This is a genomic window from Paenibacillus paludis (assembly GCF_042610515.1).
In the GTDB taxonomy this organism is placed as follows: Bacteria; Bacillota; Bacilli; order Paenibacillales; family Paenibacillaceae; genus Paenibacillus_AQ.
This window is the reverse complement of record NZ_JBGJZP010000008.1, coordinates 138,794-152,064: the sequence shown is the minus strand read 5'-3', so window position 1 is coordinate 152,064 and position 13,271 is coordinate 138,794. Positions and strand designations below refer to the sequence as shown.

Annotated in this window: 15 protein-coding genes; all 15 read left to right on the top strand. The window is 47.1% G+C overall.

Annotation, left to right across the window (positions count from 1 at the left end):
• Positions 1-11 precede the first annotated feature (11 nt).
• Positions 12-614 (top strand): YkoP family protein, encoded by a 603-nt coding sequence (locus ACAN56_RS17675; protein WP_379144548.1) that lies wholly within the window; start codon positions 12-14, stop codon positions 612-614.
• Positions 615-640: 26 nt separating this feature from the next.
• Complete coding sequence (locus ACAN56_RS17670; protein ID WP_038594040.1) at positions 641-1,339, top strand: polysaccharide deacetylase family protein; 699 nt, start codon at positions 641-643, stop codon at positions 1,337-1,339.
• 158 nt (positions 1,340-1,497) lie between these two features.
• Positions 1,498-2,187, top strand: coding sequence for a response regulator transcription factor (locus tag ACAN56_RS17665; protein ID WP_038594037.1), 690 nt, complete (start codon positions 1,498-1,500; stop codon positions 2,185-2,187).
• Complete coding sequence (locus tag ACAN56_RS17660; protein WP_038594034.1) at positions 2,184-3,188, top strand: sensor histidine kinase; 1,005 nt, start codon at positions 2,184-2,186, stop codon at positions 3,186-3,188. The genes ACAN56_RS17665 and ACAN56_RS17660 overlap by 4 nt, the downstream gene beginning before the upstream one ends.
• A gap of 100 nt (positions 3,189-3,288) precedes the next feature.
• Positions 3,289-3,597 carry a DUF1801 domain-containing protein gene (locus tag ACAN56_RS17655; RefSeq protein ID WP_379144764.1) on the top strand — a complete coding sequence of 103 codons (309 nt, stop codon included), beginning with the start codon at positions 3,289-3,291 and terminating at the stop codon, positions 3,595-3,597.
• A gap of 67 nt (positions 3,598-3,664) precedes the next feature.
• Positions 3,665-5,053, top strand: a complete 1,389-nt coding sequence (locus tag ACAN56_RS17650) for a hypothetical protein (RefSeq protein ID WP_379144544.1) — start codon at positions 3,665-3,667, stop codon at positions 5,051-5,053.
• Between the two features lie 136 nt (positions 5,054-5,189).
• Positions 5,190-5,945 (top strand): ABC transporter ATP-binding protein, encoded by a 756-nt coding sequence (locus ACAN56_RS17645; protein ID WP_038594028.1) that lies wholly within the window; start codon positions 5,190-5,192, stop codon positions 5,943-5,945.
• On the top strand, positions 5,942-7,882 hold the full coding sequence (locus ACAN56_RS17640; protein WP_379144542.1) for an FtsX-like permease family protein: 1,941 nt from the start codon (positions 5,942-5,944) through the stop codon (positions 7,880-7,882). The genes ACAN56_RS17645 and ACAN56_RS17640 overlap by 4 nt, the downstream gene beginning before the upstream one ends.
• Positions 7,883-8,004: 122 nt before the next feature.
• Positions 8,005-8,271, top strand: coding sequence for a hypothetical protein (locus ACAN56_RS17635; protein ID WP_379144540.1), 267 nt, complete (start codon positions 8,005-8,007; stop codon positions 8,269-8,271).
• Positions 8,272-8,320: 49 nt separating this feature from the next.
• Positions 8,321-8,740, top strand: a complete 420-nt coding sequence (locus ACAN56_RS17630) for a hypothetical protein (protein WP_379144538.1) — start codon at positions 8,321-8,323, stop codon at positions 8,738-8,740.
• 171 nt (positions 8,741-8,911) lie between these two features.
• On the top strand, positions 8,912-9,346 hold the full coding sequence (locus ACAN56_RS17625; RefSeq protein WP_379144536.1) for a GNAT family N-acetyltransferase: 435 nt from the start codon (positions 8,912-8,914) through the stop codon (positions 9,344-9,346).
• Between the two features lie 16 nt (positions 9,347-9,362).
• Entirely contained in the window at positions 9,363-10,337 is a 975-nt protein-coding gene (locus tag ACAN56_RS17620) for a glutathione S-transferase family protein (RefSeq protein ID WP_379144533.1), read from the top strand.
• A gap of 22 nt (positions 10,338-10,359) precedes the next feature.
• The gene (locus ACAN56_RS17615) at positions 10,360-11,331 is read left to right on the top strand and encodes a glutathione S-transferase family protein (RefSeq protein WP_379144531.1); all 972 of its coding nucleotides are present in this window, start codon (positions 10,360-10,362) and stop codon (positions 11,329-11,331) included.
• 21 nt (positions 11,332-11,352) lie between these two features.
• Positions 11,353-12,363 carry a glutathione S-transferase C-terminal domain-containing protein gene (locus ACAN56_RS17610; protein ID WP_379144528.1) on the top strand — a complete coding sequence of 337 codons (1,011 nt, stop codon included), beginning with the start codon at positions 11,353-11,355 and terminating at the stop codon, positions 12,361-12,363.
• Positions 12,364-12,401: 38 nt separating this feature from the next.
• Entirely contained in the window at positions 12,402-13,265 is an 864-nt protein-coding gene (locus ACAN56_RS17605) for a transporter substrate-binding domain-containing protein (protein ID WP_379144525.1), read from the top strand.
• Positions 13,266-13,271: the final 6 nt, after the last annotated feature.

Below are 13,271 nucleotides of genomic sequence, written 5' to 3'. Positions count from 1 at the left end.
AAGTAAGGAAGGTGTATCATTTGGGAATCAAAATACGGAAAACTACGGTTCAAAACCTCTGGATGATGTGGGAAAAAGCCTTTTCGGTGCTTACATATTTTCGGGGAGCGAGTACATCGCGTTTTGGCATATGCTCGGTGATGCTAAAAAAACATCGGGGCGAGGCCATTGTATGCCAGGATTCAACAGTTATCCACAAGGGAGAGTGGGTAGGGGAGCTTCACCTGGACAATGAAAAAATTCTGAAGCTTATTAAGTCCGAAGGCTCGGATCGTGCGGCACTGCAAACGGCCCGGATGCTGCGTAAATCAATGAAGCAAATTAATGAAGCCTTTGAATCGCAGTCGGAGTATCAGCAGGTGAAAGCGTTAATGGGTATCACGCTGCTCCATCGCGGTTTGACACATGGTCTGGGCTTTGAGCAGCAGCAGATGAAATCGGGATTTTTTACGAGAATTACAACAGTCTACCTCCGCCTGCTGCTGTCAGCTATGCATCCGGAAGGAAGAAAAAGAATTGACCGGCGCACTGATCAGCTTGTACCCATGCTTCTGGTTCACTCGCGGGGATCGCTGAAGAAGCGTTTCTCACCCGAACAGCGTCTGTCCGGATAAGCTGCCAATAAAGGGGGAGGGGAAGCATGTTTAACTATTTAATAGGAGGAATACTCTGTATTGCCACTCTTTATATGTTCATTCCAAGCTTAATCTCGCGGATGACCGGATGGGGGGTCTTCCGCAAAGGTAAAGGAAAGGGAGAGGTGGCCTTCACTTTTGATGATGGGCCACATCCGGAATATACACCGAAATTACTCGATTTATTGGAACGGCATCAGGTTAAGGCAACCTTTTTCGTACTGGGATCGCAAGCGGAACGGTATCCAGAGCTTGTTCGAAGAATCGACCGTGAGGGCCATCAGATTGGCATACATAATTATTGTCATACTTCCAACTGGCTAATGCTGCCTAAAACGATTCGCAGTGAACATCTGGATCGTTCCGCAGATATTATAGAAGGTATTGTTGGCACCAGACCCGACCACTATCGTCCGCCCTGGGGCTTAATGAATATGTTTGATTACTTCCGTTACAAGGAGTACCGGATTGCGTTATGGTCAATTACGGCAGGTGACTGGAGCAGCCGGGTCTGTCAGACCCGCCTCCAGTCAAAGCTGCTTGACCAAATTACTGGCGGCTCCGTTGTGTTGCTGCATGACAGCGGCGAGACAGTGGGTGCAGACTCACAGGCACCTCATTTTATGCTGGAGGCTTTAGACGAGGTGCTGCCGCAATTGAAGACAAGACACCTTAGATTCGTACGATTGGATGAAATGGCATAATACTCATATTGAACCCTCTGCGTTGTGTGCGCTGAGGGTTTTTCCTGTAAAGGGGTTTAAGTAATATTGACCTGGCATAACGAAATAGTTAATGATAATGTAGATGGACACTACAAAAAGATGAATCTGTCCAAAGATTCAAAGCGGGGTGGCTTTATTTGTTTAAAATTATGCTTATCGAAGACGATGTTACGTTATTCAATGAGATCAAGGACCGGTTGTCACAGTGGTCCTATGAAGTCTATGGCATTTCGGATTTCGGCAAGGTGCTGCAGGAATTCACGGTGGTCAAACCGGAGCTGGTCGTGATCGATATTCAGCTGCCGCAGTTTGACGGGTTCCACTGGTGCCGGCTGCTGCGTGCACATTCCAATGTGCCGATTATCTTTCTGTCCTCACGCGATCATCCGAGCGATATGGTGATGTCTATGCAGCTGGGAGCCGATGATTTTATTCAGAAGCCGTTTCATTTCGAGGTGCTGATCGCCAAAATCCAAGCCACATTGCGCCGGGTGTACAACTATAGCACTGAGCGGACGGAGCTGAAGACATGGCGCGGAGCTACGATTGAATATGTGAAGAACACTGTAACCAACAGTCTTGGCGCTGCTCTGCTTACTAAGAATGAGACGTTTATCCTGAAGATCCTGGTAGAGCGCAAAGATCAGATTGTAAACCGCGAAGACCTGATCAAGGATCTGTGGGACAATGAGCATTTTGTGAGCGACAACACGCTGACCGTGAATGTGAACCGGCTGCGCAAAAAGCTGGAACCGCTGGGGTTGGACACTTACATTGAAACCCGGGTGGGACAAGGGTATATGGCAACTGAAGAGGCGGCGTTATGATCTGGAAATACCTTAAGGAGAAACGGAGCTGGCTGCTCCTGCTGGTCGTGCTGCAGCTGCTCCTTCTGTTAGTAGTCTATCTCGATGCGTCTATTCCGTTAATGCCGATGCTGTACATAATACTGCTGAATCTGCTGGTCTGTACCGCATTTGTATTTCTCCGATATCCCAAGGAAACCCGGTTCTACAGAAACATGGAAGCCTGGGATCAAACTTATGATCTTGGTGTTCTGGGGGAAGCCGAGAGCCCGTTCGAAAAGGTAGTGCAGGAAGCCGTGATCACCCAAACGGAACGTTACCGGCAGGAAACCTCGGTGAATTTTCAGCTGCTGGAATCAGAGAAGGATGATCTGCTGTCGTGGATTCATGAGGTCAAAACTCCGCTAACGGCCATGCAGCTGATGATTGAACGTCTTCCGGACGAGACGCTGCAGAAGCAGTTAATGTACGAATGGCTGCGGATCCATCATCTGCTCGACCAGCAGCTTCACCAGAAACGGATTCCCTTTATGCGCAATGACCTGTTTATCGAAAGGGTCAAGCTGGAGGCGGTTCTGAACAAGGAGATCCGGGCGCTGAAATCCTGGTGTATTCCCAAAGGCATCGGTTTCGACGTATTCCTTACGGCCGAAGAAGTGCTGACCGATGGCAAGTGGCTAGGCTTTATGCTCAGGCAGCTGCTCACGAATGCCGTGAAATACAGTGAAGCTTCCGATATCCTCATCCTGAGCACGGAAAAAGACGGTCATGTTGTGCTTACCGTTGAGGATTTTGGACGGGGAATTGACCCAAAGGATCTGCCGCGGATATTTGATAAAGGCTTCACCTCGACGAGCGGGCGTCAGGAAGGGGCCGCTACCGGGATGGGACTGTATTTGACTAGGCAAGTGGCGGAGCCGCTGGGGATCAATATTCAGGTGAATTCTATACTTGGGCAAGGAACAGTATTTACATTGATTTTTCCGCGGGAGAATGAGTTCGTAAAGATTGAAGGTATGTGAACATAATGGAAGGATGAGCGAAGATGACAAACTCTAAGAATGGGCCCGGAATTCCAGGCAAGAAACCGGTCAAATTATCCGGGCCTGAACAAGTCGCTCAATTTCTGAACATATCAAATGGAAAGCACCGAGTTTTTGCTTCAATGGGGAGGACCGTATAACCTTTAACCTGCACGGCAAGGGTTTTTTTCGGATTGTTTTTCATACTGGGGCCAAGGTACAAGAGCATGCAGTCAAAGGGAACCTCTTCGAGGACCCTACCGGACTGCTCGAATGGGTTGCTGCTGACCGGGCGATTGTGACAATTACGGATATGGAGGATGTGGAGGGCAAGCAAGAGAAGCTGGTGGAAGTCGTCGCGCAATGGATTAAAGGGACTGCAGATGGACATACCGGCGGTCCGTGCTGAAACATCTGAGCGAAAAAAGCGTCAATATAAATATACTGGATAAAAATTGAAGGTAGGAGTTGTTTATATGCGCTATTTTGCGATGTTTGCGGTTGCCGCCATATTGCTCGCAGGATGCCAGAACGCGGAAGCGACGGTGGATAACGTTAATGCTTCCGTAGTGAATACCAATAAAAGTGCAGAAGCTCAGAGCTCGCCCTTGGCACCGCAGCCGTCCTCCACAGTACCCGTAAGTACAGAAGAACCCTTTCTCTATATAGAACAACTGGAAAGTATCAGCAACGATCAACAACTGGTGCAAGTGAAATCCAATAGCGACATAGACAAGCTTTCACTGGAGCAGGCGCTGAAGAACAGCCTAAATACAAGCGATCCACATACGGAGTTCAGCTATACACTGGAATGGGAATCGCCCCGGTTTGTGCAAATTCGTCTTCGCATGCTTGAGGAGAGTCCTTTTTCCTGCCTGTTTAATCTGGATGAAGCCCAAACGGCAGACGGAAGAACGTATAAAAATCAGGATCAGCCGTACCGCAATAAGGTCGTGGTGCAATATTCAGCCAATCAGGGCAGTATCACGCTGAAGAACTTTCAATCGGATACGAACAAGGTACTTCCGGCTTGGGATACAAGCTGGATCAAAAATATCAACGACAACGGTAAGAACGGTCCGTCCTTCCTGTTTTACGGGAAAGAGGAACATCATTTATACGATGCCTTAGGGGACAAGATTATGAATATCCCTTCACTTCCGGCTAAGGAGGGTTCGTACGGCAATGACTATGGATACCATGAAATGTATTCCGACCGTTTCTATCCTGAATATACTTACATGGTTCTGGGAAACAAGATATTATACAAAATTGATTTGAACGATTTCTCGCGCGAGCCGCTGCATAGCTTTGAGAAGCCGGTATACGGAATGTCTTCCTCACCGGATGGCAGCAAAATTGCCGTATTATTTGCTCACGATGACTATGTGGGTACCGGGGCGGATCTGCTGGTTCTGGATAAGAAGGGGAATAAGGTCTTTTCGAAGGAAAATGCGGCCTCAATGTCACATAGCGATGGCTTCTTGTTCGTTTATCCACTGACTTGGGAGGACAATTCCGTGCTTATTCTCCCAGCAGACAGTGAAGAGAGTAATCCGCTCGGCAGGATAGCTTTGGACATCCGGAGCAGCAAGTCCTCGATCGTCCAGGATGAGCGGCTAACGGATCAGGTGATGAAGGATGTTTTTGCACATGAAGGCCAGCAGGACTATTATGCTATCTCGAAGATCCGCTGGTCGCCAGATGGCAAGTTCGCGGCATACGCCTCCAATACCGGAACTATTTGGGTATACAATCGAATTGACCGGACATTTGAATTTGTGGCTGCGGGCACGCTGCTCGGATGGATGCCGGATGGAACGCTGGCTTGGGCGGATACGGCAAGTCCAGCCTATACATTCTGAGAATGGCGGGGCCTTTTCAGGAGATATCGGGCATGTGACAACAATGTCACATGCCTCTTCACTTTGTTCGGCGAATCGCAGGAAAAAGAAAAACATCCCGCTTATGATAGAACTATAGAAAAGGAGTGGGTGGAACATGATCATTATGCAGGCTAATAAAATTTACAAAACCTACGGAAAAAAATTCAATAAACAAGAGGTCTTGAAAGGCATTGACCTTCAAGTAAATAAAGGCGAGTTTGTCGGCATTATGGGGGCGTCCGGTTCAGGGAAGACGACACTGCTGAACGTGCTGTCCTCCATTGACCGCGTAAGCCAGGGGACGATCGAAATCGAAGGCAAGGAATTTACGGGCATGAAGGAAAAACAGCTGGCTGAATTCCGCAAGCATCACCTCGGATTTATTTTTCAGGAATATAACCTGCTGGATACACTGACGGTCAAAGAAAACGTGCTGCTGCCGCTGTCCATCACAGGTATTTCCAAGAAGGATGCCCATCAGAAGTTCGAACAGGTAGCGGGCGAACTGGGGATCTACGAGTTGAAGGATAAGTACCCCTCGGAAATATCCGGCGGGCAGAAGCAGCGGACATCGGCGGCGAGGGCGTTTGTGCATGACCCGAGCATCATTTTTGCAGATGAGCCTACGGGGGCGCTGGATTCCAAGTCGGCCTCTGACCTGCTGAACAAGCTTTCTGACATGAACAGCAAACGCCAGGCGACCATCGTCATGGTTACGCATGATCCTGTGGCAGCCAGCTATTGCAGCCGGGTGGTGTTTATCCGTGACGGGCAAATTTATACGCAGCTGAACAAAGGTGATGAGTCCCGGCAGTCCTTCTTCAACGACATTATCAAGACTCAGGGCGTATTGGGCGGTGTCCAGCAATGAGCCTGAATTATATCGTTCTGCGCAATCTGAAAAAAAATATTAAAAATTATTATCTTTACGTTTTTGCCTTGATCTTCGGTGTTGCGTTGTATTTTTCCTTTGTGACCCTTAAATATGATCCGGCCATGGACGAAGTCAAAGGTTCGGTAAAGGGTGGGGCAGCTATCGGCGCCTCTTCTGTGCTGCTAGTGGTCATTGTTGCGATTTTCCTGCTCTATGCCAATACGATTTTCATTAAACGGCGCAGCCGGGAGATCGGCTTGTTCCAGCTGATAGGACTCACCAAGGGTAAAATCTTCAAACTGCTCAGTGCGGAGAACCTGATTCTGTATTTCGGTTCCATGATCATCGGAATTGGTGCGGGATTTGTGATGTCACGGCTGATATTGATGATTTTGTTCAAAATCCTTGAAGTGGATGAATTGGCCAAGCTGCGTTTCTCCACGCAGGCGCTGCTGCAGACCGTGATCGTTTTTGCCGCGATATACCTGCTGATTATGATCATGAACTACGTGTTCATTAAAGGGCAGAGCATCCTTTCCCTGTTCAGGGTCACTTCCACGACTCAGGAGCGGATTAAAAAAATGTCGCTGTGGGAGATTATCATGGGGTTGCTAGGCATTGGATTTGTTGCAGGGGGGTATTATCTGTCGACCCAGCTTTTCGGCGGAAAGTTCAATGCCATGAACGAATTAATGATCATCATGATCTTGGTTCTCGGCTTAGTCATTGTCGGCACCTACCTCTTCTATAAAGGTTCGGTCAGCTTTGTATTCAACGCGATCCGCAAGAGCAAAAAGGGTTACCTGTCTATCAACGAGGTACTGTCGCTCTCATCGATCATGTTCCGGATGAAATCGAACGCGCTGCTCTTGACGATCATCACGACGGTTTCTGCACTGGCCATCGGGTTGTTGTCTTTAAGCTATATCTCCTATTATTCGGCGGAAGCGACAGCCAAAGAAAGTTCCCCGCATGATTTTGGCTTTGCCCGGACCGAGGCGAAGGAGAAGTTTATTCAAGCGCTCAATAAGGAGCAGATCAAGTACAAGGAAATTGATATCTATCCGGTTGGGGTGGATGTAGATGCCACTCAAATTATGGACGCGTCACCGTTCACAGACTCCCAGGACCGCATCCTATCCACCTCTGTTGTCAGTGACATCAGCATCGAAGGTGTAGAATTGGAACCCGGTGAGACCCGTCTCATGGGCTACAGCAGTGCTCTGGAAAAATTAATAAAACTGAAAGAGAACGGAGAGGTTGGGTTCCTGACTTCAAGCGGGACGATTAAACTGCAGCTGAACGGTGTATCCAATCAGCCTACCCTGCCTGTCTATTATGCCTCCGGCTCCGGAGTATTCGTGGTGGATGAGTCCGTTTATCAGGAACTGGTTAAAGTGCTCGACCCCAAACTGCAAAAAAAGAAAGAAGTAGCGAATTATTATGGGATTGAAATTACCGACCGGTCGAAATTGGACACCGCGAATCAAATTTACGAGAACCAGGCTCCGCAGGAGCCAAGCTTTTCCCAGCATGAGTACGAAATGAACCAGCGGAGTAATATGGGGATGATTATGTTCATCGTCGGGTTTCTGGGCCTGACCTTCCTCATTACCTCAGGCTGTATTCTTTACTTCAAGCAGATGGATGAAGGCGAGGAGGAAAAAGGCGGTTATACCATCCTGCGCAAACTGGGCTTTACCCAGAGCGACCTTCTGCACGGCATCCAATTCAAGCAGCTGTTCAATTTCGGCATTCCGCTGGTCATCGGCCTGAGCCATAGCTACTTTGCTGTCAAATCCGGCTGGTTCTTCTTTGGTACTGAAATGCTTACACCGATGATCCTGGTCATGCTGTTCTATACAATACTGTATTCGGTCTTCGGCTTCCTGTCGGTGCTCTTTTACAAGAGAGTGATCCGTGAATCGTTATAGAAATTACAGCAGTCTGCCTTTCCGGCAGGCTGTTTTTTTCGTATGAGGCAAGTAATCGAAACTTCCCAAATAACGGAAGCGTATGTATATATAAAGCTATATTTAAATGGAGGATAACTGCTATGCCAAATGAGGCGAAAAGGTTCTTTAAGCTGTTTGCCAAGAATATTAAGGAATCAACAGGTCCCGGTTATTATCAGGCCAATGGAATTTATGTCACATGTGTTCATTGCCAATATGATAAATTCGAGCATGGATACGCGCAGCTGAATACAGCTCTCTTAAGTTTTTTGAACCTTGATTTTGCCAACCGTTCCGCGAACACCTTAACTTGTCACCGTTGTGGTTATATTCATTGGTTTAACAAGGATATTAAAAGAATGAGGTGAAGGTATGGACCCGGTAGAGGTATATAAAGGCAGACGTCCTGCGGAGCTTATGATGACTATATCGCTATGTGTGTCGATGGGAATTGCGATCTTTTCAATGCTCTATTTATCGGAAGAAGGGAGTTTTTCACTTTATTTCGCGTATGTTTGGAGTATCTTCTGTCTTACCATCATAGGGGTTTTGCTGCAACGTGTTTTCACAGCCAGGCAGATTATGAATATTGAGCTGAAACCTGGTGCAATCATGTTAAAAGATTTGACCATTGAAGCCGAGAAAACCAAAGCTGTGTATATTAAAGGGTATTTCAAGCCCGTACTCGGAATTAAACCGAATGGAAATGTTTTTGTACCGTATAAGTCCTGTTTCTCCTTTGCGGAAAAAGAAGACCAGGGGATGAAAGCGCTGAAGGCATGGGCAGAACAGCATCAGATTGAAGTATTCCATAAAAGCTTTAAGAGATGGCTATAAGCTTGACTACAAGGTACATAAGAGCTTACAAAGGCACTAACCCGCGTTAGTGCCTTTTTTGTATGCTGATTTTTAATAATGACATTAATCACAGTTAGTAGATAGGAATTATAGTAGTATTATTTCAATTAACTTACATGGATATGTAAGTGTATTTCAAGGGGGAGAGAGATGACGGAAATTTACAGGGTGGATTCTGTCTGGCAGCTAGCAGGCGTCTATGAAGTAAGAACTCGAACCTTTGTGAACGGCCAGGGAATTCCCAAAGAATTAGAGTTCGATGAAGTGTATGGGGAGAGTTATTGTTATCTCTTGCTGGAGGAGAACCAAACTGCAGTTGCCACAGCGCGCATTAATTTAACCCATGAAGAGTATGCCAAGATTGAAAGGGTAGGGGTTATTCCGGAATTTCAGAACAAGGGGTATGGCCGGATTCTCATAGATGCTGCGGAGAACTGGATCAGAGAACTTGGCATTCACAAGATTGTGATTACAAGTCAACAACAAGCGGTAGGTTTCTATGAGAGCTTAGGCTATATCGCAAAGCCAGAAATCATCATAAAGTCCGCGATTCCCATTGTGTATACAGAAAAAGAAATCAGTTGAAGAGAGGAAGGAGATTATGGCCCAAGAAAATACAATCCTCGATACACATATAGTGAACCACGAGGATGCCAATGAAATTACCAAGGATGGGGCCTTTAACCGCCAGAAAAACCGCTTTACTACTCCTTTTGGCGAGGGGCCGGGCGAACTGCCCGCTGAGGCAGGACGTTATCGCTTGCTGTGGGCAAGAATTTGCCCCTGGGCGCATCGCGCTGTAATTGTACGTGAATTGCTGGGCTTGCAGGAGGTCATTAGCCTGGGGACTGCGAGTCCTGTAAGAACGGAGAACGGCTGGGAATTCTCATTGGATGAAGGCGGCGTTGATCCACTGCTGGGCATCCGTTACTTGCCAGAAATTTATGCGGAGACCGATCCGGAATACAGCGGCAGAGCAACGGTGCCTGCTGTAGTGGATGTAACTACGAGAAAGGTAGTCAATAATGATTACTTCAGATTAACCAATTACTTCGAAACCGCCTTTAAGCCATTTCATAAAGCGGGGGCGCCTGATCTATATCCGGAAGCATTAAGAAGCGACATTGATGCACTGAATGACATTCTTTTTCATGAAATGAACAACGGGGTGTACAAAGCCGGCTTTGCCAAATCCCAGCAGGCTTATGAACAAGCGTATGATGTCCTGTTCGCCAGACTGGATCAATTGGAAGAAAGACTTTCAACCCGGCGGTACTTGTTGGGAGATCAAATTACCGACGCAGATGTCCGGCTCTATGTGACGCTGGCGCGGTTTGATGTGGCTTATTACTCTGTGTTCCGGACGAACCGCAACCGGATCGTTGACTTCCCGAACCTTTGGAATTATGCCAAGGATTTGTATCAGACACCGGGCTTCGGGGACACCACAGATTTTGAAGCTATAAAAAGAGGTTATCAGCTCGGAAATCATGCGGAAAATCCATATCAAATTCTGGGCAAAGGTCCTGATGTGTCGATTTGGAATGAATCCCATGACCGAAACAGATTTCAATAAGCGAAAGAGGAGGGAAACGTGGATGACAAGCAAGCTTGCGGAAATTGAACAAACAGGCGCCTTTAAACGGCAGGGCAACCAATTCACGGCTCCGTTTGGCAGCGGTGAAGGGGAACTCCCTGTAGAAGCGGGCCGTTACCGGATATTGTGGGCTCCAGTCTGCCCTTGGGCGCACCGTTCCATTATTGTGAGGAAGCTGCTTGGACTCGAAAATGCCATAAGTGTTGGCACTGCGGACCCGCTGCGGCCAATCATAGATCGGGTGGACTGGGCATTTACACTGGATGAAGAGAATGTGGACCCGGTCTTGGGAATTCACTATATCAGTGAAGTGTATTTCAATAGTGATCCTGAATACACAGGCAGACCTACGGTTCCGGCTGTAGTCGATATTGCCTCCAAGAAGGTGGTAAATAACGACTACCATGAATTGACTTACTACTTGGAGACCGCCTGGAAACCACTTCATAAAGAGGGTGCACCGGAGTTATTCCCGGAAGTGCTGCAGCCGGAGATTCGTGAGCTGAACGAACGTATTTTCCACGGCATCAATAATGGGGTATATAAAGCGGGGTTTGCCCGTTCTCAGGAAGCCTACGAGCAGGCATTTGACGGTGTATTTCAGTTGCTGGATGAGCTGGAGGTGCGGCTGGCGGCGCAGCGATATTTATTCGGCAATCAATTAACCGATGCAGATGTCCGCTTGTATGTAACGCTGGCCCGGTTTGATATTGCTTACAACACAGCTTTCAGAGTAAACCGCAATCGTCTGGTTGAGTTTCCGAACTTATGGGGATATGCCCGGGATTTATACCAAACTCCCGGCTTTGGCGACACCACTGATTTTGAAGCCATCAAAAAGCATTATCATTTATCCATCACCAATGACCCTAACCGCGCATTCTCCAAAATCCTGCCCAAAGGACCAGATTTGGCCGGCTGGCATACGGAGCACGGGAGAGCCCAAATGTTTGAGCAGCATAACAATAAATAAATAGATAGCGAGGGAAAGTAGATGACCCAAAAAACGAATGTACGCGTAAGACCGAAGGAAACGGAGCATGAAATCGACGATAAAGGATTTTTTGTCCGTCAGAAAAACCACTTCACTATCCCTTTTGGAGAGGGAGAAGGCAAGCTTCCTGTTGAAGCCGGGCGTTACCGTCTGATCTGGGCGAAAGGCTGCCATTGGTCCAACCGTGCCTCAATCGTAAGAGAATTACTCGGTTTAGAAGACGTGATCAGTATTAATCTGGTGGGACACGGAAAACATGAAGTGAATCTCGGGTGGGAATTTGTCTACGATGACAATAATACCGACCCCGTATTAGGTGAGCAGTTCCTAAGTACATTATACGCAAACGGTGATCCCGAATATAAAGGAAGACCTACGGTTCCCGCGGTAATTGACATTACAACCCAAAAAGTTGTGAATAACGATTACGTCTGGCTGACGAATTACTTGGAGAATGAATTTGCCCCCTTCCACAAAGAAGGTGCGCCGGATTTGTATCCTGCAGAATTAAGAACAGAAATTGATAAGTACAACGATTACTTGTTCGATAATGTCAATAACGGCGTGTATAAGGCCATGTTCGCGCAATCACTGGAAGCCTATAACGATGCTTTCAATCATCTGTATGCGGCGTTTGATGCTATCGAGGAGAGACTGGAGTCCAGACGATTTTTATTCGGGGACTATGTTACAGATTCAGATGTCCGCTTATTTGTAACCTTGGCCCGTTTTGATACCTACTATTTCAAGAACCTGGGCCCGATCCGGAACCGGATTGTCGATTTCAAGAATATATGGGGATATGCCCGTGATTTATATCAAATTCCGGCCTTTAAGAACAATACGTATTTGCGGGACTTGGCTAAATCGAATGGCAACAAGGAAACCATCTTTATTGATTATAATACACGATTTTGGAATGAGATTGATTTTGACGGGCTGTGGTCAGAACCGCAGAACAGACAAGACAAAAGTGCTGATCCGCAGAATAAATTCAGAGCACAAAAATAAAGCACATTAATAAGGTTGAAATATAGGGGGAAATGAAGATGACAACATGGAGAAAATTAGGACTCGGTTTGGCGTCAATCGTATTATTAGCCGGAGTGGCCGGCTGCGGCAACGGAAAAGATAACTCTTCGGCGAATGCTGCAGGCACAAATGCTGCTAACAAGGAAAAAACGACAATCAATATAGCTACAGGCGGTGCGCCGAAACCTTTCTCATATGTAAATGATGATAATGAGATTGACGGTTACGATATTCAGATCGTGAAAGCTATCTTTGAAGGATTGCCCCAATACGAGATTAATATTGAGAAAACCGAGTTCCCTTCGATCTTTGCCGGACTGGACTCGGACCGCTATCAGATTGGCGCCAACAATTTTGCCAGCAATGCGGAGCGAAAAGAAAAATACATTTATTCGGACCCGATCTTTAAAAATCAGTTTGTGATCGCCGTAGCAGAAGACCGGGACGATATTAAATCCTTTGCGGATCTGGAAGGCAAGAAGACCTCCGTAAGCCCAAGTGTGAATTATACCGTCGCTCTGGAGAAATACAACAAGGAACACGCGAAAACGCCGGTCGTTCTGAACTACACAGACACTGAGCTTGCCGTAACCCTGCAAAATGTGGAGAGCGGCGCAGATGATTTCAACTTAATTGATGCAGCGATGCTGCAGCTGTATATTAAGGAATTTGGCCTGAAGCTGAAAGCCATCCCGCTGTCCCAGGAAGATACGGACCGGATTGGTGTTCCTTACAGCTACCTGATTCTCAGTAAAGGCAAGAACAGCGAACAATTGACGAAGGATGTAAACAGCCGCATCCAAGCTTTGGTCAAGGACGGCACCATCTCCAAAATCAGCGAAAAATACTTAAATGGCGATTTTGCACCAGAACTTCAATAAAGGACG